26 protein-coding genes are annotated in these 26,160 nt (G+C 65.8%); 17 read left to right on the top strand and 9 right to left on the bottom strand.

Features of this window, described 5'->3' with window-relative positions; translation table 11 throughout:
- Positions 1-123 precede the first annotated feature (123 nt).
- Complete coding sequence (locus tag VQ045_RS18310) at positions 124-669, top strand: ATP-binding protein (protein ID WP_331831126.1); 546 nt, start codon at positions 124-126, stop codon at positions 667-669.
- Positions 670-687: 18 nt separating this feature from the next.
- Here the strand turns inward: VQ045_RS18310 and VQ045_RS18305 are convergent, their stop codons facing one another.
- Together VQ045_RS18305 and VQ045_RS18300 are read right to left on the bottom strand one after the other, a co-directional pair.
- A complete protein-coding gene (locus tag VQ045_RS18305; protein WP_327624006.1) occupies positions 688-1,635 on the bottom strand; it encodes an alpha-E domain-containing protein in 948 nt (315 codons plus the stop codon).
- Positions 1,636-1,637: 2 nt separating this feature from the next.
- Positions 1,638-3,032 carry a circularly permuted type 2 ATP-grasp protein gene (locus tag VQ045_RS18300; RefSeq protein WP_327624033.1) on the bottom strand — a complete coding sequence of 465 codons (1,395 nt, stop codon included), beginning with the start codon at positions 3,030-3,032 and terminating at the stop codon, positions 1,638-1,640.
- Positions 3,033-3,270: 238 nt separating this feature from the next.
- Between VQ045_RS18300 and VQ045_RS18295 the strand changes: the two genes are divergently transcribed.
- The 7 genes from VQ045_RS18295 to VQ045_RS18265 all read left to right on the top strand — a co-directional run bounded on the left by VQ045_RS18295 (position 3,271) and on the right by VQ045_RS18265 (position 11,321).
- Entirely contained in the window at positions 3,271-4,227 is a 957-nt protein-coding gene (locus tag VQ045_RS18295; RefSeq protein WP_327624005.1) for a sugar-binding transcriptional regulator, read from the top strand.
- Positions 4,228-4,417: 190 nt separating this feature from the next.
- Entirely contained in the window at positions 4,418-5,737 is a 1,320-nt protein-coding gene (locus VQ045_RS18290; RefSeq protein WP_327624004.1) for an ABC transporter substrate-binding protein, read from the top strand.
- Between the two features lie 195 nt (positions 5,738-5,932).
- The gene (locus VQ045_RS18285; protein WP_327624003.1) at positions 5,933-6,805 is read left to right on the top strand and encodes a carbohydrate ABC transporter permease; all 873 of its coding nucleotides are present in this window, start codon (positions 5,933-5,935) and stop codon (positions 6,803-6,805) included.
- A gap of 4 nt (positions 6,806-6,809) precedes the next feature.
- Positions 6,810-7,640: a carbohydrate ABC transporter permease gene (locus VQ045_RS18280; RefSeq protein ID WP_327624002.1), complete on the top strand. Its 831-nt coding sequence runs from the start codon at positions 6,810-6,812 to the stop codon at positions 7,638-7,640.
- Between the two features lie 25 nt (positions 7,641-7,665).
- Positions 7,666-8,667, top strand: a complete 1,002-nt coding sequence (locus VQ045_RS18275; protein WP_331831125.1) for an ABC transporter ATP-binding protein — start codon at positions 7,666-7,668, stop codon at positions 8,665-8,667.
- A 91-nt stretch (positions 8,668-8,758) separates the two neighbouring features.
- The gene (locus tag VQ045_RS18270; RefSeq protein ID WP_327647696.1) at positions 8,759-9,535 is read left to right on the top strand and encodes an SDR family NAD(P)-dependent oxidoreductase; all 777 of its coding nucleotides are present in this window, start codon (positions 8,759-8,761) and stop codon (positions 9,533-9,535) included.
- Positions 9,536-9,677: 142 nt separating this feature from the next.
- Positions 9,678-11,321: an FGGY-family carbohydrate kinase gene (locus tag VQ045_RS18265; RefSeq protein WP_331831124.1), complete on the top strand. Its 1,644-nt coding sequence runs from the start codon at positions 9,678-9,680 to the stop codon at positions 11,319-11,321.
- Positions 11,322-11,376: 55 nt separating this feature from the next.
- On the opposite strand, the gene VQ045_RS18260 is transcribed toward VQ045_RS18265, so the two are convergent.
- Entirely contained in the window at positions 11,377-11,871 is a 495-nt protein-coding gene (locus VQ045_RS18260) for a lysozyme inhibitor LprI family protein (RefSeq protein WP_331831123.1), read from the bottom strand.
- A 73-nt stretch (positions 11,872-11,944) separates the two neighbouring features.
- On the opposite strand from VQ045_RS18260, the gene VQ045_RS18255 reads away from it, so the two are divergent.
- The 4 genes from VQ045_RS18255 (at position 11,945) to VQ045_RS18240 (ending at position 16,196) form a co-directional block, all read left to right on the top strand.
- The gene (locus VQ045_RS18255) at positions 11,945-12,424 is read left to right on the top strand and encodes a TspO/MBR family protein (RefSeq protein WP_327647699.1); all 480 of its coding nucleotides are present in this window, start codon (positions 11,945-11,947) and stop codon (positions 12,422-12,424) included.
- 138 nt (positions 12,425-12,562) lie between these two features.
- Complete coding sequence (locus VQ045_RS18250; protein ID WP_331831122.1) at positions 12,563-13,324, top strand: SDR family NAD(P)-dependent oxidoreductase; 762 nt, start codon at positions 12,563-12,565, stop codon at positions 13,322-13,324.
- Between the two features lie 122 nt (positions 13,325-13,446).
- On the top strand, positions 13,447-14,781 hold the full coding sequence (locus tag VQ045_RS18245) for a hypothetical protein (RefSeq protein WP_331831121.1): 1,335 nt from the start codon (positions 13,447-13,449) through the stop codon (positions 14,779-14,781).
- Positions 14,778-16,196, top strand: a complete 1,419-nt coding sequence (locus VQ045_RS18240; protein ID WP_331831120.1) for a pyridoxal phosphate-dependent aminotransferase — start codon at positions 14,778-14,780, stop codon at positions 16,194-16,196. The genes VQ045_RS18245 and VQ045_RS18240 overlap by 4 nt, the downstream gene beginning before the upstream one ends.
- Here VQ045_RS18240 and VQ045_RS18235 read toward each other — a convergent pair.
- Genes VQ045_RS18235 through VQ045_RS18225 form a run of 3 tightly spaced genes read right to left on the bottom strand, consistent with a single transcriptional unit; the run spans position 16,164 to position 19,320 of the window.
- Complete coding sequence (locus VQ045_RS18235; protein ID WP_331831119.1) at positions 16,164-17,186, bottom strand: glycosyltransferase family 2 protein; 1,023 nt, start codon at positions 17,184-17,186, stop codon at positions 16,164-16,166. The genes VQ045_RS18240 and VQ045_RS18235 overlap by 33 nt on opposite strands.
- A 4-nt stretch (positions 17,187-17,190) precedes the next feature.
- On the bottom strand, positions 17,191-18,996 hold the full coding sequence (locus tag VQ045_RS18230; protein ID WP_331831118.1) for a B12-binding domain-containing radical SAM protein: 1,806 nt from the start codon (positions 18,994-18,996) through the stop codon (positions 17,191-17,193).
- The gene (locus VQ045_RS18225; protein WP_331831117.1) at positions 18,997-19,320 is read right to left on the bottom strand and encodes a phosphopantetheine-binding protein; all 324 of its coding nucleotides are present in this window, start codon (positions 19,318-19,320) and stop codon (positions 18,997-18,999) included.
- A gap of 91 nt (positions 19,321-19,411) precedes the next feature.
- On the opposite strand from VQ045_RS18225, the gene VQ045_RS18220 reads away from it, so the two are divergent.
- Positions 19,412-20,329: a hypothetical protein gene (locus VQ045_RS18220; RefSeq protein ID WP_331831116.1), complete on the top strand. Its 918-nt coding sequence runs from the start codon at positions 19,412-19,414 to the stop codon at positions 20,327-20,329.
- Here the strand turns inward: VQ045_RS18220 and VQ045_RS18215 are convergent.
- Entirely contained in the window at positions 20,224-21,405 is a 1,182-nt protein-coding gene (locus tag VQ045_RS18215; protein ID WP_331831115.1) for a radical SAM protein, read from the bottom strand. The genes VQ045_RS18220 and VQ045_RS18215 overlap by 106 nt on opposite strands.
- A 68-nt stretch (positions 21,406-21,473) precedes the next feature.
- A complete protein-coding gene (locus VQ045_RS18210) occupies positions 21,474-21,998 on the bottom strand; it encodes a GNAT family N-acetyltransferase (protein WP_331831114.1) in 525 nt (174 codons plus the stop codon).
- A 161-nt stretch (positions 21,999-22,159) separates the two neighbouring features.
- On the opposite strand from VQ045_RS18210, the gene VQ045_RS18205 reads away from it, so the two are divergent.
- From VQ045_RS18205 to VQ045_RS18195, 3 genes are read left to right on the top strand one after another with little or no spacing between them, the layout of a single operon-like run.
- Complete coding sequence (locus tag VQ045_RS18205; protein WP_331831113.1) at positions 22,160-22,513, top strand: S-adenosylmethionine decarboxylase family protein; 354 nt, start codon at positions 22,160-22,162, stop codon at positions 22,511-22,513.
- Positions 22,514-22,525: 12 nt separating this feature from the next.
- On the top strand, positions 22,526-24,271 hold the full coding sequence (locus VQ045_RS18200) for a hypothetical protein (RefSeq protein ID WP_331831112.1): 1,746 nt from the start codon (positions 22,526-22,528) through the stop codon (positions 24,269-24,271).
- Positions 24,268-24,564 (top strand): acyl carrier protein, encoded by a 297-nt coding sequence (locus tag VQ045_RS18195; RefSeq protein ID WP_331831111.1) that lies wholly within the window; start codon positions 24,268-24,270, stop codon positions 24,562-24,564. Before VQ045_RS18200 ends, VQ045_RS18195 begins: the two co-directional genes overlap by 4 nt.
- 23 nt (positions 24,565-24,587) lie before the next feature.
- Here the strand turns inward: VQ045_RS18195 and VQ045_RS18190 are convergent, their stop codons facing one another.
- Positions 24,588-25,190 (bottom strand): TetR/AcrR family transcriptional regulator, encoded by a 603-nt coding sequence (locus VQ045_RS18190; protein ID WP_327623985.1) that lies wholly within the window; start codon positions 25,188-25,190, stop codon positions 24,588-24,590.
- 197 nt (positions 25,191-25,387) lie between these two features.
- Between VQ045_RS18190 and VQ045_RS18185 the strand changes: the two genes are divergently transcribed.
- The gene (locus VQ045_RS18185; RefSeq protein ID WP_331831110.1) at positions 25,388-25,942 is read left to right on the top strand and encodes a carboxymuconolactone decarboxylase family protein; all 555 of its coding nucleotides are present in this window, start codon (positions 25,388-25,390) and stop codon (positions 25,940-25,942) included.
- Positions 25,943-26,160: the final 218 nt, after the last annotated feature.

The following is a 26,160-nucleotide window of genomic DNA, read 5'->3' as shown; positions in this document are numbered from 1 at the left end:
AGGATTTCGAGAACCTGTCGCGCAACGCGCTCGCATTCCTCAAACTGGCGTCTATCCGCCTAATGCTGCGAAGGCTTTGTTCAAATTGAACAACTTTCCGGACCGACTCTTAGGCTTACGGAATTGTATCTTTCCACCATCATGGAATGGGCGCGCGATAATCGCCGTGCGCGGCAAGTTCTAATCGTTCTTGAAGAGGCTCATACCATTGTTCCCGAAATATTCGGTTCCGGTTTTGATTCAGATACGCAATTCGTTGTAAGCCGCATAGGCCAGATAGCGTTGCAGGGGAGGAAATACGGTGTGGGCCTTTTGGTGATTAGTCAGCGGACAGCGCTCGTCAGCAAAACAATACTATCGCAATGCAATACTTTCCTTACTCATAGCCTCATCGATCAGACCAGCCTAAACTTTCTTGAAAGCGTCTACAGCTCTCAGCATACTCGTCTCATCCCAAATCTTGGTCGATTTGAATTTCTGGCCTTTGGGAAAGCGATAAAGGCGGAAAGGCCAATTATTCTCAAGCGCGATTTCGACCAAGCCAAGCAGGACGCTAGCCATGCGTTGCGGAAGCCGTTGCAACCGAAGCGCACCGCAGAATTGGCTGCTGCGCCTGTTGGCGTGCAACCGGAGGGGGGGATGGGAGGGCCACGCATAACTCAAATTTGATAGGCTTTCGCCGGATTATCACGGATAAAACCGGTAGCTCTTGGCGATCTCGCCGGCGAGGCGGTTGTTGTCGAGGATGAAGGCTTCCAGGAACTCGTGCATGCCGCCGTCGATGATCTCCTTGACCGAATTGTCGGCCAGACGCTGCTTGATCGCACCCGCCGTCAGATAGCAGGGGTGCTGCACCTCGTAATTGCGGTTGAGATATTTCAGGCTCTCCTCGATGCAGTCGTAGCAATAGGCCAGCGAGCGCGGCAGCCGCCGGTTCAGCATCAGGAAGTCGATGATGTTCACCGCCTTGTAGTCGGCATCGTACTCCCAGGCGTAGGAACGGTGCGCCGAGACCGAGCGCAGGATCGACGTCCACTGGAAATTGTCCAGCGAGGAGCCGACCGAGGAATGCTCGGGCAACAGCACCCAGTACTTCACGTCGAGGATGCGGGCGGTATTGTCGGCGCGCTCCAGGAACGCGCCGAGATGGCAAAAGTCGAAGCTCTCGTTGCGCAGCATTGTGCCATAGAAGGCGCCGCGGATCAGCGCTGTCTGGCGCTTGACGAGATCGAGGACCGTCTGCAGCCGCCGCGGATCGATCGGTCGCTCTAGCTCGGCCTTCATGATCAGCCAACTCTCGTTCAGTGTCTCCCACAGGTCGCGGGTGAGGGCGGTGCGCACCATTCGGCCATTGGTGCGGGCGGTTTCGATCGAGGCGCGTACGCTCGACGGGTTGTCGCGGTCGCGCAGCAGAAAATCGACGATGGTGTCTGGGTCGAATTCGGCGTGCTTGGCGCGATAGGCCGCTTCGACACCGGCCGAGACCAGCACGGATTGCCATTCGTCCGGTTCCGCCGACAGGTTGGTGAGCGAGAGCCGCTGCCCGGCGTCGACGAGGCGAGCCATGTTTTCGGCGCGTTCGATGTAGCGGAACATCCAGAACAGGCCGTTGGCGGTGCGTCCGAGTAATGCCATGATCAGTCCCTCAGTACCCAGGTGTCCTTGGTGCCGCCGCCCTGGCTGGAATTGACCACCAGCGAGCCTTGCTTGAGCGCCACGCGGGTGAGCCCGCCGGGGATGATCCGGACCTTGTCGGAGACGAGGACGAAGGGGCGAAGGTCGACATGGCGTGGCGACAGCCCCTGGTCGGCCAATATCGGGACGGTGGAGAGCGCCAGCGTCGGCTGGGCGATGTAATTGCCGGGCCGCGCCCGCAGCTTGGCCGCGAAGGCCTCGCACTCGGCCTTCGAGGCAGCCGGCCCGACCAGCATGCCGTAACCGCCGGAGCCGTGAACCTCCTTGACGACAAGGTCCTGGAGATTGTCGAGCACATAGGCGAGGCTATCGGCCTCGGCGCAGCGCCAGGTCGGAACGTTCTCCAGCAGCGCGGTCTTTCCGGTGTAGAATTCGACGATTTCCGGCATGTAGGAATAGATTGCCTTGTCGTCGGCGATGCCGGTGCCGGGGGCGTTGGCGATGGTGATGCCGCCGTTCTTGTAGACCTCCATGATGCCGGGGATGCCGAGCATGGAATCAGGCCGAAACGCTTTGGGATCGAGATATTCGTCGTCGACGCGGCGGTAGAGGACGTCGATTGGCGTGTAGCCTTCGGTCGTGCGCATCTGGATGCGCCCGTCGATCTCCTTGACGTCGGAGCCTTCGATCAACTCGACGCCCATCTGGTCGGCGAGGAAGGCGTGTTCGTAATAGGCCGAATTGTGAATGCCCGGCGTCAAGATGGCGATCGTGCAGGGGCCGTCGCAGGCGGCGGGCGCGACGGCGGCGAGCGAGCGACGCAGATGATGCGGATAGGTTTCGACCGGGCGCACCCGGTTCTGGGCGAACAGCTCGGGAAACATCTGCATCATCGTTTCCCGGTTCTCGATCATGTAGGAAACGCCGGACGGGGTGCGGGCATTGTCCTCCAGGACGTAGAACTCGTTCTCCGCGATCCGCACGATGTCGGTACCGATGATGTGGGTGTAGACGCCGCCGGGCGGGCTAAAGCCTTCCATCTGCGGCAGATAAGCCGCATTGCCGACGATCAGCCGCTCCGGCACCTTACCGGCCTTCACGATCTCCTGGTCGTGATAGATGTCGTGCAGAAAGGCGTTCAACGCCTGGACCCGCTGCTCGATTCCCTCCGCCAGTTTTTCCCATTCCGCGCGGGCGATAATTCGCGGCACCAGGTCGAAGGGAATCAGGCGCTCGGCTGCCTCGTCCTCACCATAGACGTTGAAGGTGATGCCGGTGCGGCGGAAGAAGCCCTCCGCCTCGTTGGCCTTGGCCACCAGTTCCTCGACATTCTGTTCGCGGAACCATTGGTTGAACCGGCCGTAGGGTTCGCGGATCTGGTCGGGCCCTAAAAGCATTTCGTCGAACGGTTCCACCGGCATCCTCCAGTCGGGTTCCCCCTAGAGAGAAAGCGGAACCCCGGAAAATCAAGCCTTGACGGCCAGAAGATCGGCAAATGCGCGGGACTTGGGCAGAATGCCGCGGCCTTGGGCACCCGCTGCTGCTGCCGCAATGAGAGGCCGTGGGCAATTGCTCATTGTATTTGCCTATTGCCCGCCTGTCGCCTTAAACAGGTGCGGCTGGGAGGCGAGGCCTATGGCGCGGACGCGCGATGACGATGGATCACGGTTGGACGATGCCGCGCGGGCTGGCTGGCTCTATTATGTCGCGGGCAACACCCAGGAGGAGATCGCCGCCAAGCTCGGGATCTCGCGTCAGGCGGCCCAGCGCCTGGTGTCGCTGTCGATCAGCGCCGGTCTGGTGCGGGTGCGCATCGATCATCCGATCGCCGCCTGTCTGGAACTCGCCGCCGCCCTGCGCGCGCGTTACGGTTTCGGGCTGGTCGAGGTGGTGCCGTCCGATCCGGCGTCGGGGTCGACGACGCTGGGGATTGCCGAGGCGTGCGCCGCGGAGATGGAGCGGCGGCTTCGCGGCGAAAAGCCGCTGGTCGTCGCGATGGGAACCGGGCGAACGCTGAAGGCGGCGGTCGAGAACCTCCCGGCCATGACCTGCCGTCAGCACCGCATCGTCTCGCTGACCGGCAATGTGGCACCGGACGGCTCGGCCTCGGTCTATAACGTCATCTTCTCCATGGCGGACCGGGTGCGGGCGCCGCATTATCCGATGCCGCTACCCGTGGTCGTCTCCTCGCCCGAGGAGCGGGCCCTGCTGCATGGCCAGACGGTCGTGCAATCGACGCTGTCGCTCGCCGCCGGCGCGTCTGTCGCCTTTGTCGGGATCGGAGAGCTCGATCGCGAGGCGCCGCTCGTCGTCGATGGTTTCATTACCCCGCAAGATCGTCAGAGCTTGATCGCCGACGGCGGCATCGGTGAAATCGTCGGCTGGGTTTTCGATGCCGAGGGTCGCATCCTCGATTGTCCGTTCAACGCCCGTGTCGCCAGCGCACCGATCCCCTCCACCACCCATTGCGAGGTGATCGGCGTGGCCATGGGGCCGGCGAAGGCCGCCGCGATCCGGGCGGCTGCGGACGGCAAACTCGTCAACGGACTCATCACCGACGAAGCGACGGCCCGCCGCCTGCTCGACTCCTGAGCGCGCGGCGAAGCTTCACTCTCCTCATCGCATGTCGCGTCAAGATGCCTGCCGGCCCAAGCGGACGGGCGCGTCGCCGCATGTCGAATTGGTGCGCCGCACCACGCAATTGATTTGACATCGCTTGACGTGAAGTGAGAAATTGCCCGCGTAATGGTCAATTGCTCAATTTCGAAGCTGGGAGGCTTTCATGACTTTTCGGACGATGTTGGCGGGCGCGGTGTCGCTGCTCGCCTTCGCGACGACTTCGGTGCAGGCGCAGACGACGCTGACGATCGGCACTGTCAACAACAGCGACATGATCCGCATGCAGGGTCTGACGGACGAGTTCGAAAAGGCGCATCCGGACGTCAAGCTGAACTGGGTGACGCTTGAGGAGAATATCCTGCGTCAGCGCGTGACGACGGACATCGCCACCAAGGGTGGCCAGTTCGACGTGATGACCATCGGCACCTACGAGGTTCCGATCTGGTCGAAGAACGACTGGCTGGTTCCACTGGAAAATCTCGGCGCCGATTACGACGTCGACGACTTGCTTCCGCCGATCCGCGCGGCGCTGTCGACCGACGACAAACTCTATGCCGCGCCGTTCTATGCCGAGAGCGTGATGACGCTCTATCGCAAGGATCTGTTCGAGAAGGCCGGGCTGGAGATGCCCGAGAAGCCGACCTGGGACTTCATCGCCGACGCGGCGGCGAAGATCACCGACAAGGACGCCGGCGTCTACGGCATCTGCCTGCGCGGCAAGCCGGGCTGGGGCGAGAACATGGCGTTCCTCGGCCACATGGCCCGCTCCTACGGCGCCAGCTATTTTGACGCTGACTGGAAGCCGCAATTCGAGAGCGAGGGCTGGAAGAAGGCGGTTGGCCTCTATGTCGACATGCTGACCAATTCGGGACCTCCGGGTGTGGCGTCGAACGGCTTCAACGAGACGCTGTCGCTGTTCGGCCAGGGCAAATGCGGTATGTGGATGGACGCGACGGTCGCCGCATCGTTCGTGACCGATCCCAAGCAGAGCCAGGTCGCCGACCAGGTCGGCTTCGCGCCGCCGCCCTGCGGCATCGAGAACTGCCCGAACGAAGGCGCCAACTGGTTGTGGGCGTGGTCACTGGCGATCCCTGCTGGCTCGCAGAAGACCGAGGCGGCCGAAACCTTCATCGGCTGGGCGACCTCCAAGGCCTATCTGGAGCTCGTTGCCGAAAAGGAAGGCTGGGCAAACGTGCCTCCCGGCACCCGCACCTCGCTCTATGAGAACGCGGAATATCTGAAGGCGGCGCCCTTCGCCGAACAGACGCTCAAGTCGATCAACAATGCCGATCCATCGATGGGCGAGGGCAAGCCTTATGTCGGTCTGCAGTTCGCGGCGATCCCCGAGTTCCAGGGCTTGGGTACCGCCGTCGGCCAGCAGATGGCGGCCGCCCTCTCTGGGTCCAAGACGGTCGACGAGGCGCTCGCCGCGGCGCAGAGCCAGGCCGAGCGTGAAATGACCCGTGCGGGTTACCCTAAGTAATATTATTGGGTAAAGTCGGCCGGCGCTCTGGCGTCGGCCGGCACCTTTGGTCCATGTGGCCGCGTATTGCAGCGCGTGAATCGCGGCAGGAACCGCCGCTCTTGATCCGCAACGAGGGACCGCGCGTCGCGCCGCCCCTTGCGTCGAAATCGCGCGCGTTCCCGATTGGGAGCCGGCCGTCTTCGGGTGATTCTCATGGCGACCTTGCACACGAAATCCGCGGCACGGCTCATGATGGCCCCAGCGGTGATCGTCCTCTTCCTGTGGATGATTGTGCCGCTGGCGATGACGCTGTATTTCTCGACATTGAACTACAGCCTGTTCAATCCGGGCAGCGCGCCCTTCGTCGGCTTCGCCAACTACACCTACTTCCTGTCCGACCCCGAATTCTTCACCGCGCTGGCCAACACGCTGATCCTGGTGCTCGGCGTCCTCGTTATCACCGTCGGCGGCGGCATCCTGGTCGCGCTGCTGCTCGACCAGGCCTTCTACGGTGTCAACATCGTCCGCCTGCTGGTCATCGCGCCCTTCTTCGTCATGCCGACGGTCGCCGCACTGGTGTGGAAGAACATGATGATGAACCCGGTCTACGGCGTGATCGGCCAGTTCCTCGGTGCCCTCGGCCTGCCGCCCATCGACTGGCTGTCGGAGTATCCGCTCACCTCGATCATCATCATCGTGGCCTGGCAGTGGCTGCCCTTCGCCACGCTGATCCTTCTGACCGCGCTGCAGTCGCTGTCGGAGGACCAGAAGGAAGCCGCCGAGATGGACGGTGCCGGGCCGCTCTCGATCTTCTTCTACATCACCCTGCCGCATATGAGCCGGGCGATCACCGTGGTGATCCTGATCCAGACCATCTTCCTGTTGTCGATCTTCGCCGAGATCCTGGTGACGACCAGCGGCGGGCCGGGGTCGCAATCGACCAACATCACCTATCTCGTCTATCGCCTGGCGCAGCTCAATTCCGACATCGGCGCGGCGTCCGCCGGCGGCATCGTCGCCGTGGTGCTCGCCAATATCGTCGCGATCTTCCTCATCCGCCTCATCGGCAAGAACCTGGAGGCTTGATCTCATGGCACGCAGCGTCAGCACCAAGCGCAAGATCGTCGTCACCATAGCCGCCTGGGCGGTGGGGCTGTTGATCTTCTTTCCGATCCTGTGGACCTTCCTGACCTCGTTCAAGACCGAGCTGGCGGCAATCTCGATCCCGCCGACCTTCCTCGGCTTCGAGTGGACCACGGAAAACTACGTCGAGGTCCAGTCCCGCTCGAACTATTTCCACTTCATGATGAACTCGATCTACCTGGCGGTCGGATCGACCATCCTCGGCCTGCTGGTTGCCATTCCCGCCGCCTGGGCGATGGCCTTCTCCCCGACCAAGCGCACCAAGGACGTGCTCCTGTGGATGCTGTCGACCAAGATGCTGCCCTCGGTCGGCGTGCTGGTTCCGGTCTATCTGCTGTTCCTCAATCTCGGCCTGCTCGACAGCCGCATCGGCCTCATCGTCGTCCTGTTCCTGATCAACCTGCCGATCATCGTCTGGATGCTCTACACCTACTTCAAGGAGATCCCCGGCGAGATCCTCGAGGCGGCGCGTATGGACGGGGCGTCGCTGCGCAAGGAGATCACCCAGGTGCTGGCTCCGATGGCGCTGCCGGGCATCGCCTCGACGGTTCTCCTCAACGTCATCCTCGCCTGGAACGAAGCGTTCTGGACGTTGAACCTGACGACCACCGACGCGGCGCCGCTCACCGCCTTCATCGCGTCCTTCTCCAGCCCGCAGGGCAATTTCTACGCCAAGCTTTCGGCCGCCTCGACCATGGCGATCGCGCCGATCCTCATCGTCGGCTGGTTCTCGCAGAAGCAGCTGGTGCGTGGCCTGACCTTCGGAGCGGTGAAATGACGAGGACCCCGACAGGAGTTTCGCAATGAGTGCCATCACGCTCCACAACGTCCAGAAGCGCTTCGGTGACGCCGTCATCATCCCCGGCCTCGATCTCGAGATTGAAGAGGGCAAGTTCGTCGTCTTCGTCGGCCCCTCCGGTTGCGGCAAGTCGACGCTCTTGCGTCTCATCGCGGGTCTGGAGGACGTCTCCGGCGGCAAGATCGAGATCGACGGCAAGGACGTCACCAACGTGCCGCCAGCGGCGCGCGAACTCGCCATGGTGTTCCAGTCCTACGCGCTTTATCCGCATATGAGCGTGGCGGCGAATATCGGCTTTCCGCTCAAGATGGCGGGCGAGACGAAGGACGTCATCGACGAAAAGGTGAGGGCCGCCGCCGCGACGCTGAACCTCACCGATTATCTGCAGCGCAAGCCGCGCGAACTGTCCGGCGGCCAGCGCCAGCGCGTCGCCATCGGCCGCGCCATCGTGCGGGCGCCCAAGGGCTTTCTGTTCGACGAGCCTTTGTCCAACCTCGACGCGGCGCTGCGGGTCAACATGCGGCTGGAGCTGTCCGAACTGCACGCCCAGTTGAAGACGACGATGATCTACGTCACCCACGATCAGGTCGAGGCGATGACCATGGCCGACAAGATCGTCGTCCTCAATCGCGGCAATGTCGAGCAGGTCGGCTCGCCGCTCGAGCTCTATGAAAATCCGAAAAACCTGTTCGTTGCCGGCTTCATCGGTTCGCCGAAGATGAATTTCCTGACCGGTCCGATCGCCGCCGAGCACAACGCCCATACGATGGGCTTTCGGCCGGAGCATCTGACGATCTCGCCCGATAGCGGTCGCATCAGGGGCAAGGCGGGCGTTTCGGAGCATCTGGGCTCCGACACCTTCGTTCACGTCAAGCTCGATGACGGCACGGCCATCACCGCCCGTTCGGGCGGCGATTATCGCGTCAGCCACGGCGACCCCGTCTGGATCACGCCCGAAGAGGGCCGCATTCATCGCTTCGACGAAACCGGTCTCGCGATCCGCTGAATAGCGAGCGCAAGACCGCGTCGCCAATGATCCGACCGGCAGGCGTCGACCGTCACTGGTCATTCCCGACCATCATCCTGGAGTGCATCGGATGTATTTGGAAAAACTCAAGCTCGACGGCAAGATCGCCGTCGTCACCGGCGCCGGACAGGGTATCGGCGAAGCCTGCGCCACGGCGCTCGGCGAGGCCGGCGCAACCGTGGTCGTCGCCGATATGGCGGCGGACCGAGTCGAGGCCTGCGTCGCCCGTCTCAAGGGCAAGGGCATCAAGGCCCAGGGCGCGACGCTCGACGTCACCAAATCCCCCGATGTTGCCGCACTCGCCGACAAGGTCTTCGCCGAGCACGGCCGGATCGACATCCTCGTCAACAATGCCGGTGTCGCGAAATCCGACGTGCGGGCCGAGGACACGACCGACGAGCACTGGCGCTTCCACATGGACGTCAATGTCGACGGCCTGTTCTGGTGCTGCCGCGAGTTCGGCCGCAAGATGCTGGAAGGCGGCTCCGGCGCCATCGTCAATATCGGCTCGATGTCCGGTTTCATCGTCAACAAGCCGCAGCCGCAGGCATTCTACAACGCCTCCAAGGCGGCCGTGCATCATCTGACCAAGTCGCTCGCGGCCGAATGGGGCGCCCGTGGGGTGCGCGTCAATGCCGTTGCGCCGACCTATATCGAGACGCCGCTGACCAAGTTCGGCATGGACGAGAACCCCGATATGTACAAGGTCTGGCTCGAGATGACCCCGATGGGGCGGGTCGGCCAGCCCGAGGAAATCGCGTCGGTGGTGCATTTCCTCGCCTCGGACGCCGCGAGCCTTCTTACCGGCTCGATCGTCCTTGCCGATGGCGGTTACACCTGCTGGTAGACCACCGCCATCGTTGGCAGGGCGGATCGCCCTAGCCCGCGCCGGCCTTTTCCTCCCGGACCGAACGGGCTATTGAGCCTCGCACCCCTTCGCGCCATTGGCGTGGTGGGGTGCGAGGTTGTCAGCGTCCGGGGGGATCGTCATGAGCGCGTTCATCGGGGTCGATGTCGGGACCGGCAGCGCCCGCGCCGGCGTGTTCGACGGGGCCGGCACGCTGCTCGGTTCGGCCAAGCGCGCTATCCGCATCTGGCAGGAGGATGGCGGCGTCGTCGAACAATCCTCCGAGGACATCTGGCAGGCGGTGGTCGACAGCGTTCGCGAGGCGATGGACAAGGCCGGCGCCGCGCCTGACGACATCAAGGGCCTCGGCTTCGACGCCACCTGCTCGCTGGTCGTCGTCGACAAGGGCGGCAAGCCGTTGCCGGTCGGCCCCTCCGACGATCCGGCCCGCAACGTCATCGTCTGGATGGACCACCGGGCAATGGAGCAAACCGCGCGGATCAACGCGACGGGACATCCGGTGCTGCGCTATGTCGGTGGCGCGATCTCGCCGGAAATGGAAACGCCGAAGCTGCTCTGGCTGAAGGAGAACAAGCCGGAGGTGTTCGCCGCTGCCGGCGACTTCTTCGATCTCGCCGACTTCCTGTCCTGGCGGGCGACCGGCAGCCGCGACCGCTCGGTCTGCACGGTGACCTGCAAATGGACCTATCTCGCCCACGAAGCGCGCTGGGACCCGGATTACTTCAAGACCATTGGCCTCGGCGAGCTGGTCGAGGATGACTTCGCCCGCATCGGTGCGTCCATCGTCGACATTGCCGCGCCCCTCGGCTCGGGCCTGACCGAAGCTGCTGCCGCCGAACTTGGACTCGTGACCGGCACGCCGGTCGGCGCGCCGCTGATCGACGCCCATGCCGGCGGCGTCGGCACGCTGGGCGGCGCCGGTCCCAATGGCGCCGCGGACCCCGCCGGGGAACTGGCGCTGATCATGGGCACCTCATCCTGCGCCATGGCACTGACCCGCGATCCGGCCTTCGTCGACGGGGTCTGGGGGCCCTATTACGGCGCGCTGCTGCCCGGCTACTGGCTGCTCGAGGGCGGCCAGTCGGCCTATGGCGCGGCGCTGGATTATCTCGTCGCCATGCACCCGGCGTTTCCGGCAGCCAAGGAAGCCGCCGCCGGCGCGGGTCTCCCGGTGCTCGACTATCTCGAAACCCGCGCGGTCCAAATGGCTGGCTCGCTGGAAGATGCGGCCAGGCTGGCGAGCGAGATTCACATCGTCCCCGAATTCCTCGGCAACCGCTCGCCCGAGGCCGACCCGAAGGCGACGGCGGTGCTGACCGGACTGACGCTCGACAGCGGCGCCGACGGTCTGGTCCGGCTGTTCGTCGCCGGGCTTTGCGGACTTTGCTACGGCACCCGCCAGATCGTCGCGGCCAATCGGGAGAAGGGCGTCGATCTTGGCACCATCGTCGTCTCGGGCGGCGCGGCGCGTTCGGCGCTGCTGCGGCGCATTCTGGCGGACGCGACCGGCCTGAAGGTGGTGCTTCCGGTCACCGGCGAGCCGGTGCTGCTCGGTAGCGCCATGCTGGGCGCGGTGGCATCCGGCGAGCAGCCGAGCCTGAAGGAGGCCGCCGCCGCCATGTGCCGCGTCGGCGACGTCATCGACCCGGCACACGGCGCGATGGCGGATTTCCACGCGGCGAAATACGAGGCCTTCCGCGTTCTTCAAAGAAGCGAGCGCGAGGTTCGGGCGATGATGGCCGAGGTCGACGTTTCGCCGCACTGAGGCGCCGGCGCACCGGCGCAGGCGGACGGCTGAAATTCGCCGTTCAGCGGCCCCGCTATTCCTCCCCACGAAATTCGATCGCCCGCTGCGCGGTGAGCTCCAGCAGGCAATCCGATGCGATGTTCGTGCGGATCGTTCCCTCCTTGAAGAGCTCGTAGCGACGATCGCACTCGGCGTCGCGATAGGCGATCCAGGCGCGCTGCGCCTTCACCAGGGCGGCGGCGACACCCGGCTCGTAAATGCCGTCGCTCACTAACCGCTTATCCATGGTTTCGGCGGAGGCGACCGCGATCTTGTAGCTCTTGTTCAGAAGGGTGTCCCAGGCCGCCGTTTCGCGCCCGAGGCAGGTATCGATGCCGATCGTCGAGGCGCCGCCGAGAGCGCCCTGACAGGGATTGGCGACGGTTCCGATACAGGAACGGGGATCGTCGACCTGGTCGGAGAGGCACGTCCTGATCGTTGCGAGGTCGGCCTTGGCGTCTTTCGATTGCGCCGATGCCGGCTGCGCCAAGACCGCGAGCGACGAAAGGATCAGGAGAAGGCGTTGCATGACGGTGGTGTCCCAAGCTGAAGCGGCGCCTAAATAGGACAGGCAGAATGCCAGCGCGCAACGGAAATATTTCATGAGTTTCGCAGACATCGTCAGCTTCGCCGGGTTTCTGGCGCTGGTATGCGCCGCTGGCCTTAGCGGCATGATCTTCAAGCCGGGCGCATGGTATCGTCGTCTCGACAAGCCTTCCTGGACGCCGCCGAACTGGGCTTTTCCGGTCGTCTGGTCGGCACTTTACCTGATGATCGCGATCGCCGGCTGGCGGGTCTACGAGACGGTTGGCCTGGCGGCGCTCCCTTTCATCCTCTACGCCGTGCAACTCGTCCTCAACGCGGCATGGTCGCCGCTGTTCTTCGGCCTGCACCGGCCAGATCTCGCATTTGTCGATATCACGCTGCTGGGGATGGCTATCGCGGCGAACATCGCGCTGTTCTGGTCCATCGACGCCGTCGCCGGCTTGCTGTTGATTCCATATTTCATCTGGGTCTGCATCGCCGCTGGCCTCAGTCTTTCGGTCTGGCGCAGGAACCCCGGCGCGTTTTCGCACGCCTGACGCCGCGTCGCCGGGCCGGGCGAACACCTGTTATCTTTGGACGTTCGCAAACCGGTCGTGGCTCGATTTCTGCTTCCGTTTCGGGGATAAAGCGGCCAGAAGCGTCTCTCATTTTCGTCAAACCAAGCGGGGAATTCCATGCGCTTTGCCAGCTATCCGAGCCTTGAGGGCGCCAGCGTCATCGTCACCGGCGGCGCCTCCGGTATCGGCGCCGAGATGGTCCGCGTCTTCGCCGCGCAAGGCTCGAAGATCGGCTTCGTCGATCTCGACCGGGGGAAGGGCGAGGCGCTTGCCGACGAACTGGTCGCCGATGGCCGGACCGTCGCCTTCCAGGCTTGCGACCTGCGCGATATCGCCGATCTGAGACGGGCCTTTGCCGCGCTGGCTGAGGCGCATGGCCCCGCCAGCGTCCTCGTCAACAACGCCGCCCGCGACGACCGGCACGGCTGGGAGGATTTGACGCCGGAGTATTTCGACGAGCGGATCGCCACCAATCTGCGCCACATGCTGTTTGCCATCCAGGCGGTCGCGCCGGGGATGATCGCGGCCGGCAAGGGCTCGATCGTCAATATGGGATCGAATTCCTGGTGGGAGGCGGGTGGTGGCATGCCGGCCTATACGACCGCCAAGGCCGCCGTCCACGGCATGACCCGCTCCTTCGCTCGCGACCTCGGCAAGCACCGAATCCGGGTCAACACCGTGGTGCCCGGCTGGGTGATGACCGAGCGGCAGAAGCAATTGTGGGTCACCGAGGAGGCAATTGAAAAACACCGCGCCCGGCAATGCCTGCCGGATCTGATCGAGCCGGTCTATCTCGCGCGGATGGTCCTGTTCCTTGCTTCCGACGACGCCGCGATGTGCACCGCCAACAACTATATGGTCGAGGCCGGCTCGATCTGAGCGAGGAACGACGGGCACCGCCGCGGCCATGGGTCAGGCGTCGGCCGAAAGGTTGACGGACGTCTTGATGACGCATCCTATGGTTGTGTAACGTGAAGCGTTCGCGAACCATGAGGTCGGCTATGGCCGAGTTGCCCGACATTCCGAATGCCGGCGCCGGTGCGGCCGGAGGGGGCGCCGCCAACCTGTCGCACGCTCGGCTCGAAGAGATCGCCGAGCGCTATGGCACGCCCTGTTTCGTCTATGACGCGGCTGTCATGCGGCAAGCCGCCGGGCGGTTGCGTGCGGCTTTGCCTGAAGGAGCCACACTCTTTTACCCGGTCAAGGCCAATCCGAATCCTGCCATCGTCGGGCTGTTCGCAGGCCTCGGCTTTGGGGCCGAGGTCGCCTCCAGGGGCGAGCTGGCATTGGCGATGGCGGCGGGAATCCCGGCGAAACGGATCGTCTGGTCGGGACCGGCCAAGACCGACGACGATCTGGCGGCGGCGGTCAAGGTTGGCATCTACGCTATCCAGATCGAGTCGCGGGGCGAAATCGAACGGCTGGCGGCGATCGCGGCGCGGCTGGAGCGCCCGGCCACAGCGGTTTTGCGGCTCGATCTGCCGCAGGATGCCGGCGCGCGGCGCGGCGACTGGGCGGGCGCCTCGTCTTTCGGCATGGATGAGGCGACCGCCGCCGCGATCCTTGGTGCCCGGGACCGCCTGGCGCCGGTCGAGATCGTCGGGTTTCACAATCATCCGACGTCGGGATCGCTCAACGCAGCCGATTTCATTCGGCGCTTCGCGACCTTCATCGAAGCGGTCCGGCGTCTGTCGAAGGGGTTTGCTCCGCGCTTCATCAATTTCGGGGGCGGCTTCGGCGCGCCGTTCTATGCCGACGATTCCGCTCTTGATCTCGATCCGATCACCGCTTTCCTGCGCGGACCCGAAATGCAGACGATCTGCGGCGGCGGTCCACCCCCGCAACTCGGCTTTGAAATGGGGCGATACGTCACCGGGCCGGCCGGCCGCTATCTCGCCCGCGTCGTCGCGGTGAAACGCACCGCGGGGCGGCGTTTTGCGGCGCTCGACGGTGGCATCCACCATCTGATGGTGGTGTCGGGCACCTTGCGCTTCTTGCGGCGGCCGGTCGCCGTCGTCGGGCCGCCGAGGAAGGGAGGCGACAGCGAGCCGACGGAACTCACCGGTCCGCTCTGTGCGCCGACCGACCGGCTGGCCAGCGCGGTGTTGCTCTCGACAGCCCTTGCGCCGGGCGACCTCATCGTCTTTTCCGGCTGCGGCGCCTACGGCAAACATGCGAGCCCGTTGAACTTCCTCGGCCACGACTGGCCGCCGGAGATCCTCGTCGACGGCGACGAGGAGCGGCTGATCGCCCGCCGGGTGCGGTTCGAAGAGGTGCTGGCGCTGCAATCGCCGAACCATCCTGCCGCGGCCGAGCGGGGCCGGGTTCCGCCGTGACCTACCGATCGCTGGAGCGGGCGAACGCCTATTTCTACGATCCCGCGCGCCGGGCCGCTGCCGTGCGGCGCCATGGTGGCGTCCGCTACCTCTCCTCCGGGGTCAATCATCTGAAGGCTCCGTCGGTTCTGCTCGAGATCGCCGCCCGCGAGCTGCAAGAGCGGATGCTGGTCGAAAACTATACCGCGCCCGGCGGCGCGCCCGCCGTCGTCGCGGCCATCGCCTTCGAGACCCACGAGCGGATCGGCGCCTCCGCCTTTGGCGCGATCGGGCCGGCCAATATCGCGATGACCGCCGGCGCGACCGGGGCGCTCGCCTTCGCCTTTCGTTATCTCGCCGACATCGCCGGCGCGCGGACGGCGCTCGTTCTCGGGCTGAACTACAGCTACTTCTCGACCATCTGCGACGAACACCGGATTGCCTACCGCACCTGCTGTTCCGAGGAACCCGACCGCATCCTGCCGAGCGCGACGGAGGCCGTTACGCTCGTCGCCAGGCATTGCCCGGACATCGTCGTGCTGACCCAGCCGACCAACCCGTCCGGCGAGGTCTACGGCGTGGAGGAACTGAACACCGTCATCGCGGCGGTCGCGACCACAGGAAGCTGGCTGGTGTTCGACGAGGTGCCCGATCTCGCCCATCCCGGCGAGACCGAGCGGCCGCATCCGTTTCCCGAGAATATGGAGGCCTTTCCGAAGCGGCTGATCTGGATCAACTCGTTCTCCAAGTCGCGCAGCCTCGCCGGCTTGCGGGCCGGCTGGCTGATCGCCGACCGGCCGGTGGTCGACTTCGTCCGTCGCCACAACGAACGGCTCCTCTGGTCGCCGGTCCACGCCGGGGCGAGCGCCCTCGTTCTCGACATGGTGCTGCGGGCCGCCGCGCGCCGGGTCCGTGATGCTTCGTTCGTGCTGGGCGATCCGAAAGACGATGCGGCGATCGATCACATGGTGGCGCGCGTGGCGCGGCGGGCCGGGCGCTACTTGCGGCTGTTCTCGCCATACTCCGACGATTTTGCCCGGCCCGGCGATCTCTGGGCCTTTCTCGACGCGGCCGTCGACTGGCCGCAAGCGTTTCGCCGTTACGAAGCCGATCTGGCCGCGACCGGTGCCATCTGCGCCGCCAACTGGCGGGCGTTCGAGGGCCGGCTCGGCGACCGGCTGAGATCGGTGATCGCCGCGCCGGCGGGCTTCAACCATTGCGTCAAATTCGACGCGGGTCTCGGCGAATGGGCCTTCGCGCGCCACGCCTTCGACGACGCCGGGCTCGACTTCTACACCGAGAGCGTCTTCGCCGATCACGATCGCGAGGATTCCAGCGATTATTGGGTGCGGATTTCGACGGCGAACCAGACGAAGATTTTCGCGGCGGGTTGCGACAGGCTATCAGACTTCCTCGACCGCGGGTATGGCGCCTGAGGCGGACAGACTGCCCGGCAGCCGGTCGCTGCCGAGAATCAGCCGCTCGACCGCGCGGATCGCCGGGTCGCGGTGTTTGTCGAAGAAACGGTCGAAACTCGCCGCGAAACTGTCGAGCGAAGCACCGCGCGGGTGGTCCATATGAGCCGAGAATATGCCGGTCGCGTCGCGAAACTCCGCGCCGAGCCGCATCAGCCGGTAGCCGAGTTCGATCGCCTCCGCGCCCCAGCGAAAGCCGAAGCCCTCGTCGTAACCGCCCGCCGCCTCGAATAGCGGCTTTGCGAGCGCAACGCCGGACCCCGAATAGCCGAGCCAGCGATGGGCGGCCGGACCGTTGGCGAGCGTGTCGCTCACCAGCCGCTCGAACCGGTTGCGGTGGACGCATTGACGCGCGATCGACGGCCAGTCGACGATGACGGCCCGGCGGGATACGAGACGCCGCGTCATTGCCGCGCCGGGATCGAGTGCCCGCCCGTCATAGCGAATGCCGCGCTCGGGATCGCGGAACGGCGCCAGATAGCGCAGCAGATAGACCGGCGCGCGGACCACGCGGTTCGGTTCGTCGGCAAGATGGGCGAGGGCGGTCGCAAGATAGTTCGGCGACAGCAGCACGTCGTCATCCATGAACAGGAGCACCGGCGCGCATGCCAGCGCGGCGCCGTGATTGCGCGCCGCCGCCTGACCAAGCGCTGGTGTCCGGACGAGGCGGACCGGCAGCCCCGCCGTGCGGGCCACGGCCACCGCCGCCTCGGTGCCGGGGGCCGGTCCGTCGGCAACGACGATGGTCTCGAAGCGACCCCGACAAAGCGTCTGCGGGATCAGCGAATGCAGCGCCAGCACGAGCCGCTCCGGCTTGACTGATGTCGGGACGNCGATGGTCTCGAAGCGACCCCGACAAAGCGTCTGCGGGATCAGCGAATGCAGCGCCAGCACGAGCCGCTCCGGCTTGACTGATGTCGGGACGATCACCGCGAGGTCGGGCGCGCCCATTCGCCTAGCCGATCTCCGCCGGCATGGCCTCGGCCGGTCGCGCTGGCGGCCGCGAGGCCGCGCCCGGCATCGCCACCAGTCCCGTCGGCTTCGGCGTGAGCCAGGCGTCGAGCCCCTCGGGAAACAGCTCGGTCTCGAACCCCTCGACGAAGCGGCGGGCGACGCTGTCGAGGCTTTCGGTACGATGGCCGGCGTTTTGCTGTTCCTGCGCGGCGTCGACCAGTCGCCGCATCAGCCCGGCGAGCGCGCCGCCGACGGAGCGCCGGAACGTCGCGATCCGTTTGATGCGGGCCAGGGCGTCGACCCGGTCGCCGCCGCGCGATGTCTCCCGTAGCGTCTTGAGCAGCGGCGGCAGCACTTCGTCGATCAGCACCGACCAGCGGTTCACCTCACCGTTCAGCGCCGACCAGAATGCCGCGACGTGAGGGTTTTCGATCGGCGTTCGCTGATAGGTCGCGGCGGCGCACCAGCGCGCTAGGCTGACCGCGTCGTCGGCGTCCACCGGCGGCAAATCCGGCTTGCCCCGGACATTGTCGTGGCGCCTGGCGGCGGCGGTGCCGCAATGCACCTTCAGCCGGTTGACCAGCCACAGCGGCTGGTTCGAGCGCCACAGGCGCGTACGTTCGATGAAGCCGATACTCTCCTCGACCTCGTCGAGGCAGGACTCCCAGTCGAGCAGGATCATGCTCGGCATCAGGTCGAGCTTGAGTGCCCGCGCCAGCGCCACGGCTGCTTCGTTCTGCTCGACGGTCTGGCCCTTCGCCCAACGCTTCAGCGTCTTGGCCGACCCGGATTCCAGGCCGAAGAGGATCTGGTCGAATCCGGCCTCGCGCAGCCGGACCAGCGTCTTGGGCACGAGGGAATCGACCCGGCATTCGGCATGGAAGTTGATCTTGAGGCCGCGCGCCAGGATTTCGTCGGCGAAGGCCAGCATCCGCCGGTTGCTGGCCTCGCCATAGCCGAGGAAATTATCGTCCGCCATGTAGAAACGCGTCACGCCGTGGTCGCGCGTCACCGCCTCGATCTCGTCGACGACGTCGCGCGGGTCGCGCATCCGGTAGACGCCGTCCTTCAGGCCGCGCACGATGTTCGGAACCGTGCAGAAGGTGCAGAACGCCTTGCAGCCGCGCGAGGTCGTCAGATAGGCGCTCGGCACCGGCAGGCCGCGCTGGCGGATCGCGGCGATGATGTCGCGGGCGGGATGCGGCAGCGTGTCGAGGTCGGCCGGCATCGCGCGGGGCTGCTTGACGATGCCGCCGTCCGACCGGCGCACGAGCGAGGGAACCGCTTCCAGCGCGCAGCGCCCTTCGACAGCGTCGGCTAGCCGCGCGATCGCCGTTTCGCCTTCGCCCTCGACGATAGCGTCGATGAACGGAAAGGTTTCCAGCAGCAGCACCGAAATCGCCGAGGCCAGCGGTCCGCCGAAGACAATGAATGTCTCGGGCCTTGCGCGTTTCAGGATCCGCGCGGCGGTCAGCGCGCTCTTCAATTGCAGATCGTAGAGCAGCGAGAAGCCGGCGATATCGGGCGCGAAGGCGGTGAGCCGGTCGATCAGCGCCTTGTCGTCGAGCCCTTCATTGCCGGCGCCGACGACGGCCACCTGGCGGCCTTCCCGGCGCAGCGTAGCCGCCAGATATTCGATGCCCAGAAACTCGCGCGACAGGGTGTAGTCGGTGCCGAAGGTGACGATGTCCCGGCAGATCTCCTCGAAGCTGCGCAGCATCCGCTCGCGGTGTTCGCGGTCGGGATCGTCGGCGAAGGGGTCTTCGCGTGGTCCGACGAGGGCGACCCGAAGCGGGGCGCCGGGCATCTAGGCCGTCGCGGCGCCGACCAACGGCGTCGCCAGTTCGTCGCGGTGCCGGGCGAGATAGTCGGCCCAGAGCCGCACGGAGGCGAGGGCGGGGTCCATCAGCGCTTCGTCCGGCACGTCGATGTTCAACTCGATCTCGACGTTGAGGATGAACTCCAGATAATCGACGGACGTCAGCCCGATCGCGCCGAAACTGTCGGTGCGCAGATCGGCGTCCCGCCGGACCATCTCGTTCGCAGCGCAGAGACTTTCGAGGATTTGCGCCAGTTGATCCTCCAGCGCGCGCGCCGCGATCCCGTCCTGATTGGTTTCCATGCCGCTCACCCATTCCTCCGACACATCCTAGGGAAATACTATCTGTGGTTGCTTCGATATACAACCAGAGATAGCGTAACGGCATGAGGCCTACGGTTCGATGATTCCGGTTCAGACCGATCGCCTCCGGCGCGCCTGGGGCCGTTCGATGCTGCGCGAATTCGCGGCCAAGCAGCAGATCGTCGATCGGGGTCATGTCTTTTCGGATCTGATATCGGAGCGCGACGGTTGGCAACTCGGCGTCCTCGCCGCCGGCTGCGAGGCGCTGGCCAGCGCGCGCTTCGATGCCGGTGCCCTGGCGGGTCTGCTGCACAGCGAGGAGAAACGCCTCGATATCTGCGCGGAACGGCTTGCCCAGGCGGCGCCGGGCGCCGGGGCGGAGCTGGCCGGCATGGCGCTGGCGCTGGTCTATCTGCCTTTCACGATCCCCGACACATTCGCCAGCCTGGCGTTCGAGTCGCTCGACCTGCGCCAAGTGGCCAGACGCGCCGACCCCGATCGCCGCCTGTCGCCGCGAACCCGGCTGTTCTTCGCCGACCGGCTGATGCGCAACCGGACCGTGCAGGGATTGATCGCGGCGACCGGCGCCGCCGTGGTGCTGTTCGAGAACGGTGGGGCAGGCGGCGCGCCATTCGACGTCGAGCCGGCGCGGCTGCGACGGCTGGCGGATTTCGCCGTGGCGCTGGCGCCGCGTCCGGCGCTGTTCGCGGCGATGTTGCGGGCCTGCGACGAGGGCGACTGGCAACGGGCCGACGAACTCTGCCGCCATGTCGCGGGCGATACCGGGCGCGACGAGGGTGAAAACGCCCGCCCGCCCTGGCTCGCCGATTGTCTGGTGCTGACTTTGCTGCCGACCTGCGACACGATCGACGCGGCAGCGCGGCTTTTGGCCGTTGGAGCCAGCCTGGCGGTCTACCGATCGGCCGCGACGGCCATGGCTGCCGCCGCGCCCGATCCGGCCGCGCCCGATCCTACTACCGTCGAGTCAAATCTCGCGCGGGCTTTGGCGGGCGCCTGAAGCGCTCGCATCCGGGCGGTCTTTAGCTCGACCAGCCTTTGCCGTGCCGCCGGCGCGGCGAAGAGCGGCATGACCGCCAGCTCCGCAAGATCGATTGCGCCGTCGAGATAGAGATTGAGGACATCCGCCTGGCTGAAGCAGCTGCGGCAGACAGGCACCCGCGGCGGGTCCCGTTGCATCAGATCATAAAGCTTGTGCTCGCCGATCACCGCGCTCGCGGCGTCGATCCCGTCGCGGCGGACATTGGCGATCTCGGCCGTCCAGCCGACCGGGCAGGGGGTGATCGCGCCGGTGTCGAACAATTGCACGGCGGCGGCCGTCAGATGGCAGCGGTGACGCCGAACGCCGTCCTCGCCATCGAGAAAATCCGCCAGCCGGTGGTAGTAGGCGGCCGGGCCGAGCACCGGGGCAAACGCGCCGGGCAGGCTTCGCAGGACCTCCGCGAAGGTCCGCCGCGCTTCCAGGCCGAACAACCGGTCGGAATGGACGCCGCGCACCGGGATCGGGATCAGCACCACCCGGCAGGGCAGCGTCGCGAGGAACGCCAGGAAGTCGCAAAGATGCGCCGCGTTGGCATCGCTCACCACCATGGTGATCTCCAGCGTTCGGCCGACGACCGCGACCGCGTCGAGCGCCGCCATCACCCGCTCGCCGAGCCGAGACGAGCGCCAGCGCATAGCGTTCATCTCCGGCGTGTGGCCGTCGAGCGAGAGGTTGAAGCCGACATTGCCGAGGCCGGACAGGCGCTCGACGATCGCCGGCGTCAGCTCGGTGCCGTTGGTCAGCACCTGGACATGGGCGTAGCGCGCGGACAGTTCGGCGACGAAATCGGTGGCATTGGCCAGCAGGAAAAGTTCGCCGCCGCTCACCTTGATCACCGGCGCGTCGACATGGCGGCGAAGCCCGTCGAGCATGTCCAGGACATTAGGGATTGCGATTGCCGCGCCGCGTCGCTTTGCCGACGCCGAGGTGGCCTCGCCGAAGTCGCCCGCGTCGGCGACGCTGGTGCAATAGCGGCACTTCAGGTTGCACCAGTTCCCGGCGACAATCAGGTCGTGGTAGAGGAACCGCTTCATCTCCGGCCTCCCGTCGTCGCCGGACAGGATGGCACGGTGTCAGTCTGATAACAACCTTAGGTTACATGTCAGCCAAGCGCACGTCCCGAGATGCCGGGGCCGGAACCCGGTGCGATGTCCATCTCGTAGACGATGTGCTTTTCCTCGAAGCCCGCCAACCGGTAGAGCGCGCGCATCGCGTCGTTGGAGCTGGCCGTGCGTCCGACGATGCGCGTGTAGCCGGCCTCCCGGCAATGATCGAGGACTGCGCGCAAGAGGGCGATCGCGGCGGTGGGGCAGGCCCGCTCGCCATCCACATACATCGAGCGGAAGTCGGCGTAAGTGTCGCCGGTGATGAAGTTCTGGCGCGGTGCCACCCAGACCCAGCCGACGAGGCGACCGCCCTGCTCGGCCACCTTGGTCCAGTCGCCGCCATATTTAATCAGCTTGGTCAGCTTCTTGCGGTAGTGCGCTGGATCGGTCACCGCCTCGTCGGCGAAGGATTTCACGGCGATGGCGGCCTCGAAGCCGGCCACCGACTCGATATCCGAGAGGCGAAATTCGCGCAGGACGAGGCCGCTCGGGTCGGCTGGGGCGGGGGGGCGGTCGGCCATGGCGGGGGCGCTCCGGTCGTCGAGTGGGGCCGCGCGACGGCCGCGCGCGGGTGGTGGCGCGGGGTTGCGGCCCGCATGGCGCGTGACTATAGCGAGCCGAGCGAATTGAAAAGGGCCGATGGCGGCGCTGGCGTTCGCCCTCGCAATCATAAGGTGCAATCATGCGAATACGCCAAGTCCTCGCCGACATGCGCGACTGTTCGGCCGCGATCGAGGACGAGCTGGCGCTGCGCGACGCCGCGCTCGCCGGGGCGAAAGCCGGCGGCGCGACGATCATCGGCGAGCATGCCCAGCGCTATGTCCCCCACGGCATCACGCTGGTGGTGTTTCTGGCCGAGTCGCACATTATGCTGACCACCTGGCCGGAATATAAGATGGTGCTGGTCGACGTGCTCCTCTGCAATCCCGACATGGACGAGGATGCGACGATCGACGAGATCGCCCGCCGTCTCTGCCCTGACGGGCTGGTCGAGCGCAGCTACGTCACCCGGCAGATCGAGCCGCTCCAGCCGTGACCGCGCATCGCGATGCCGAGGGATAGCCAGGCGCCATCCTGGTGGGCGTTCGCGCCGACCGCCGCACCGCCCGACGCTGGCGCCATCATCCGCGCGGCCGATGCGGGACGCGGCGCCCTGTCGCGGGTTCTGCGCGAGGCGCGGGAACGGCTCGGCACCGCCCGCGCCGCGGCATTGCTCCGTGAAGCCGGCGTCGACGCCACGCTGCGCCCGGTGCGGCTGTTCCTCGTCACCTCCTATCAGCCGCGCGCCATCGACGACGCGCTGCGGCTTGCCTTGGCGATCGCCGGCTTCGATCTGGAGACCGTCGCGGTCGAGGGGTTGGCCGAGGCCGCCGGACGGGCGCGGGACGAGGCCGGGCAAGGGCGCTTTGATGGCGCCATCCTCTCCATCGCCGCGACAGGCGCGAAAGCCGTTCACGACGAAACCGCGCGGGTCGGGGCAAGCCTCGCCGAAACGTTGCAATGCTCGGTCGCCATCATCGGCGAGACGGACGCGGGCGGGAAGGGCGACGCCGGCGCAGGCGTCTTTGCCTGTCCGGTCGCGCCGGACCTCGCCGGCGACGCGCCGCTGTTCGATACGCGCTTTGCCGCCAGCCTCGGCACCATCCCGTCACAGCACGGCGCCGACGCCATCGCCGACACCGCCGCCGGCTTTGCCGCCCGGATTATGGGCAGCGCGCCGAAGCTGCTGATCACCGACCTCGACGATACGCTGTGGCGCGGCGTCGCCGGCGAAACCGCCGATCTGGCGCTGCACGCCAATTACGCGGCGGCGCTCGCAGCCCTTGCGGCGCGCGGTCTGGTGCTCGCGGCGGCGAGCCGGAACGAGGCCGAGGTGGCGCGGGAAGCGCTTGCCGATCTCGCCCATGACGCGCCATCCCGCGTTCCGCGCTTCTCCGCCCTGGCGGTCGACTGGGCCGACAAGGCGGATCTGGTCGCGCGGGTTCTTGAGGAGCTCGGGCTGGCGGCCGAACACACGCTCCTCATTGACGACGATCCGGTCAATTGCGCGCGGGTCGCGGCGCGGTTTCCGGCGATGGATGTCCGGCGCTTCGCCGACCCGGATAGCTTCGCGGCGATGCTGCTCGCCGATCCGCTGCTGGCCGCCGGGGAACGGCCGGGCGGGGATGCCGAAACCCGCGCCGGGCTCTATCAGCGCCGGGCCGACGTGGAACGCCTGCGCGCGGCCGAGCCCGACGCGGCGGCGTTTCTGGAACGCCTCGAAACCCGGCTCACCATCCTGCGGCTCGATGCCGCCAACCGGCCGCGCGCGGCGGAACTGGCGCGGCGGGTCAACCAGTTCGTGCTCACCGCCGAGCGGCCCAACGAAATGGAACTCAGCCAGCGAAGCAATTTCCTCGACTTTCTCGTCCGGCTCGACGACGTCTTCGGCGGTCACGGCATCGTCGGGCTGGTGCTCGCCGACCACGCGGGCGAGGCGGTCGTCATCCGCAATCTCTATCTCTCCTGCCGAGCATTGCAGCGGCGCGTCGAGACGGCGATGCTCGCGGTGCTTTGCCGGCGCGCGGCGGCGGCGGGCGCGCGCCATCTGGTCGGGACGGTCGAGACGATGGAACGCAACCGCCCGGCGCGGGGCCTGTTCGCCGAGGCCGGGTTCGGCCAAGAGGGTAACCGCTGGGTGCTCGACCTCGACCCGGCGGCCGAGGCGCCTGGCGTGGCGGCTCCCACGGGGCTGACGATCGTCGACGGGGCGCGCGGGATCATGACGGACACGAGCGACGGCGAGGCATCATGACTGAGACGAGGGACGAGGCAATCGTGACGATCATGACCGACAGCGACATCGAATCCCGCGTCGCCGCGATCGTTGCCGAGGTGCTCGGCGTCGATAAGGGGGCGATCACGCCCGCGACCCGCACTGAGGAGATCGCGGCTTGGGATTCCTTTGCCCTGGTGCGGATCGTCTTCGCGCTGGAGGCCGAATTCGGCATCCGGCTGACCATGGCCGAGATCGAGGCGATCGACGGCGTCCCGGCGCTGGCCCGGGCCGTCGGGATAGATCGTTTGCCCGACGCAGCAGGCCGCTAGAGGACGGCGGCGCGCTGCCGGGATCAATTCGGCCGAAGGCGCAGTTGCTCCAGTGCCCGCGCCATATCCTCGGCGAGGGTAGCCAGTTCGCCCGGATCGGTGCCGCGATGGGCCTCGATCCGGAGCGAGGCGATGTCCAGCTGATAGCGCCGCGCCAGCCGGTCGCAATCGGCATCGGCGGGAAGCTCGCCGCTCGATTTCGCGCGCTCGAAAGTAGCGGCGAACTCCGCCCTTAGCGCATCGAGATAGCGCCGCGCCGCCGCCGCGATCGTGGCTTCCGATGCCGTCGTGTCGAGCAGCGTCTTGACCAGCATGCAGGCGCGGCACTCCGAATCGCCCTCAAGCGTCCCACCCAGCTTCCGCAGATGATCGGCCAGCCCCTGAAGCGGCGAGGCCGCCGCGTCGACCGTCGCCCGGAAGGCGTCTCGGTTCCGGAGGAAATACCGTTCGAGCGCAGAGAGGTAGAGCGCTTCTTTGCTTGAGAAGGCCGCGTAGATGCTGCCCGGCTTCATCGTCAGGGCGGCCTCGAGGTCCTTGAGCGACGTGGCGTGATAGCCCTTCGTCCAGAAAAGGTTCAGCGCCGCATCAAGTGCGGTCTCGCGATCATAGGGTCGTGCGCGTGTCATGGTTTGCTAGATAAGGCCGTTTTCCGTTCCTGTCGCGGGCTGTCGTGCAGTCATTCATCAAGTTTGAGTGATCGCTCAATTTTCTATTGAGTAATCACTCAAATACCGATTATCTGCAGCGGACCCGATCAAGGGTCCAACGACAGGGCTCTCGTTCCATCCACGGGCACAACGCGATCATGAACCAGGAGATGATGATGACCGATTTCACCTTGCACGACGAGACCACCGCCCCCGATGACAGCAAGCCGCTGCTCGCCAAATCGAAGGCCGCTTTCGGCCGGATCCCGGGGCTGCACGCGGTCATGGCCGAGGCGCCTGGCCTGCTGGAGGCCTACCAGAAGGTCCACGAGCTGTTCGTGAACTCCAGCTTTGACAAGGACGAGCTGACCGTGGTCTGGCAGACGGTCAATGTCGAGAATGCCTGTCACTACTGTGTTCCCGCCCATACGGGCATCGCCAAGAACATGGGTGTGGACGATGCGATCAGCGACGCGTTGCGCAACAAGACGCCCCTGCCGAACGCGCGGCTTGAAGCGCTGCGGGACTTCACGCTCAGCGTCGTGCGCGACCGCGGCAACGTCGATGACGGCAAGGTTCAGGCGTTTCTCGATGCGGGCTTCACCAAGCGAAATATCCTCGAGGTGATCCTCGGCTATTCGCAGAAGGTGATGTCGAACTACACCAACCATCTCGCAGATACGCCGGTGGACAAGCCGATGCAGAAGTTCGCGTGGCCGCAGGCGGCATAATCGAGCCGGGCGGTCGCGCAGGGTGTGCGGCCGCCATCCCAGGAAGGAGACCACCATGGCGCCTATGACCGACGCTCGAGGCGCTTTGTTCGCCGATATCTGGCAGTCTTAGAGTCGGTCCGGAAAGTTGTTCAATTTGAACAAAGCCTTCGCAGCATTAGGCGGATAGACGCCAGTTTGAGGAATGCGAGCGCGTTGCGCGACAGGTTCTCGAAATC

The organism is Aurantimonas sp. E1-2-R+4, assembly GCF_036549515.1.
In the GTDB taxonomy this organism is placed as follows: Bacteria; Pseudomonadota; Alphaproteobacteria; order Rhizobiales; family Rhizobiaceae; genus Aurantimonas; species Aurantimonas coralicida_A.
Note: the sequence above shows the minus strand (reverse complement) of the source record. Positions and strands in the feature narration are given on the sequence as shown.

Coding starts and splice junctions, on each gene's coding strand:
- VQ045_RS18305 (WP_327624006.1), bottom strand. CDS start 1,635: ATGGCATTACTCGGACGCACCGCCAACGGCCTGTTCTGGATGTTCCGC.
- VQ045_RS18300 (WP_327624033.1), bottom strand. CDS start 3,032: ATGCTTTTAGGGCCCGACCAGATCCGCGAACCCTACGGCCGGTTCAAC.
- VQ045_RS18295 (WP_327624005.1), top strand. CDS start 3,271: ATGGCGCGGACGCGCGATGACGATGGATCACGGTTGGACGATGCCGCG.
- VQ045_RS18290 (WP_327624004.1), top strand. CDS start 4,418: ATGACTTTTCGGACGATGTTGGCGGGCGCGGTGTCGCTGCTCGCCTTC.
- VQ045_RS18285 (WP_327624003.1), top strand. CDS start 5,933: ATGGCGACCTTGCACACGAAATCCGCGGCACGGCTCATGATGGCCCCA.
- VQ045_RS18280 (WP_327624002.1), top strand. CDS start 6,810: ATGGCACGCAGCGTCAGCACCAAGCGCAAGATCGTCGTCACCATAGCC.
- VQ045_RS18275 (WP_331831125.1), top strand. CDS start 7,666: ATGAGTGCCATCACGCTCCACAACGTCCAGAAGCGCTTCGGTGACGCC.
- VQ045_RS18270 (WP_327647696.1), top strand. CDS start 8,759: ATGTATTTGGAAAAACTCAAGCTCGACGGCAAGATCGCCGTCGTCACC.
- VQ045_RS18265 (WP_331831124.1), top strand. CDS start 9,678: ATGAGCGCGTTCATCGGGGTCGATGTCGGGACCGGCAGCGCCCGCGCC.
- VQ045_RS18260 (WP_331831123.1), bottom strand. CDS start 11,871: ATGCAACGCCTTCTCCTGATCCTTTCGTCGCTCGCGGTCTTGGCGCAG.
- VQ045_RS18255 (WP_327647699.1), top strand. CDS start 11,945: ATGAGTTTCGCAGACATCGTCAGCTTCGCCGGGTTTCTGGCGCTGGTA.
- VQ045_RS18250 (WP_331831122.1), top strand. CDS start 12,563: ATGCGCTTTGCCAGCTATCCGAGCCTTGAGGGCGCCAGCGTCATCGTC.
- VQ045_RS18245 (WP_331831121.1), top strand. CDS start 13,447: ATGGCCGAGTTGCCCGACATTCCGAATGCCGGCGCCGGTGCGGCCGGA.
- VQ045_RS18230 (WP_331831118.1), bottom strand. CDS start 18,996: ATGCCCGGCGCCCCGCTTCGGGTCGCCCTCGTCGGACCACGCGAAGAC.
- VQ045_RS18220 (WP_331831116.1), top strand. CDS start 19,412: ATGATTCCGGTTCAGACCGATCGCCTCCGGCGCGCCTGGGGCCGTTCG.
- VQ045_RS18215 (WP_331831115.1), bottom strand. CDS start 21,405: ATGAAGCGGTTCCTCTACCACGACCTGATTGTCGCCGGGAACTGGTGC.
- VQ045_RS18210 (WP_331831114.1), bottom strand. CDS start 21,998: ATGGCCGACCGCCCCCCCGCCCCAGCCGACCCGAGCGGCCTCGTCCTG.
- VQ045_RS18205 (WP_331831113.1), top strand. CDS start 22,160: ATGCGAATACGCCAAGTCCTCGCCGACATGCGCGACTGTTCGGCCGCG.
- VQ045_RS18200 (WP_331831112.1), top strand. CDS start 22,526: ATGCCGAGGGATAGCCAGGCGCCATCCTGGTGGGCGTTCGCGCCGACC.
- VQ045_RS18195 (WP_331831111.1), top strand. CDS start 24,268: ATGACTGAGACGAGGGACGAGGCAATCGTGACGATCATGACCGACAGC.
- VQ045_RS18190 (WP_327623985.1), bottom strand. CDS start 25,190: ATGACACGCGCACGACCCTATGATCGCGAGACCGCACTTGATGCGGCG.
- VQ045_RS18185 (WP_331831110.1), top strand. CDS start 25,388: ATGACCGATTTCACCTTGCACGACGAGACCACCGCCCCCGATGACAGC.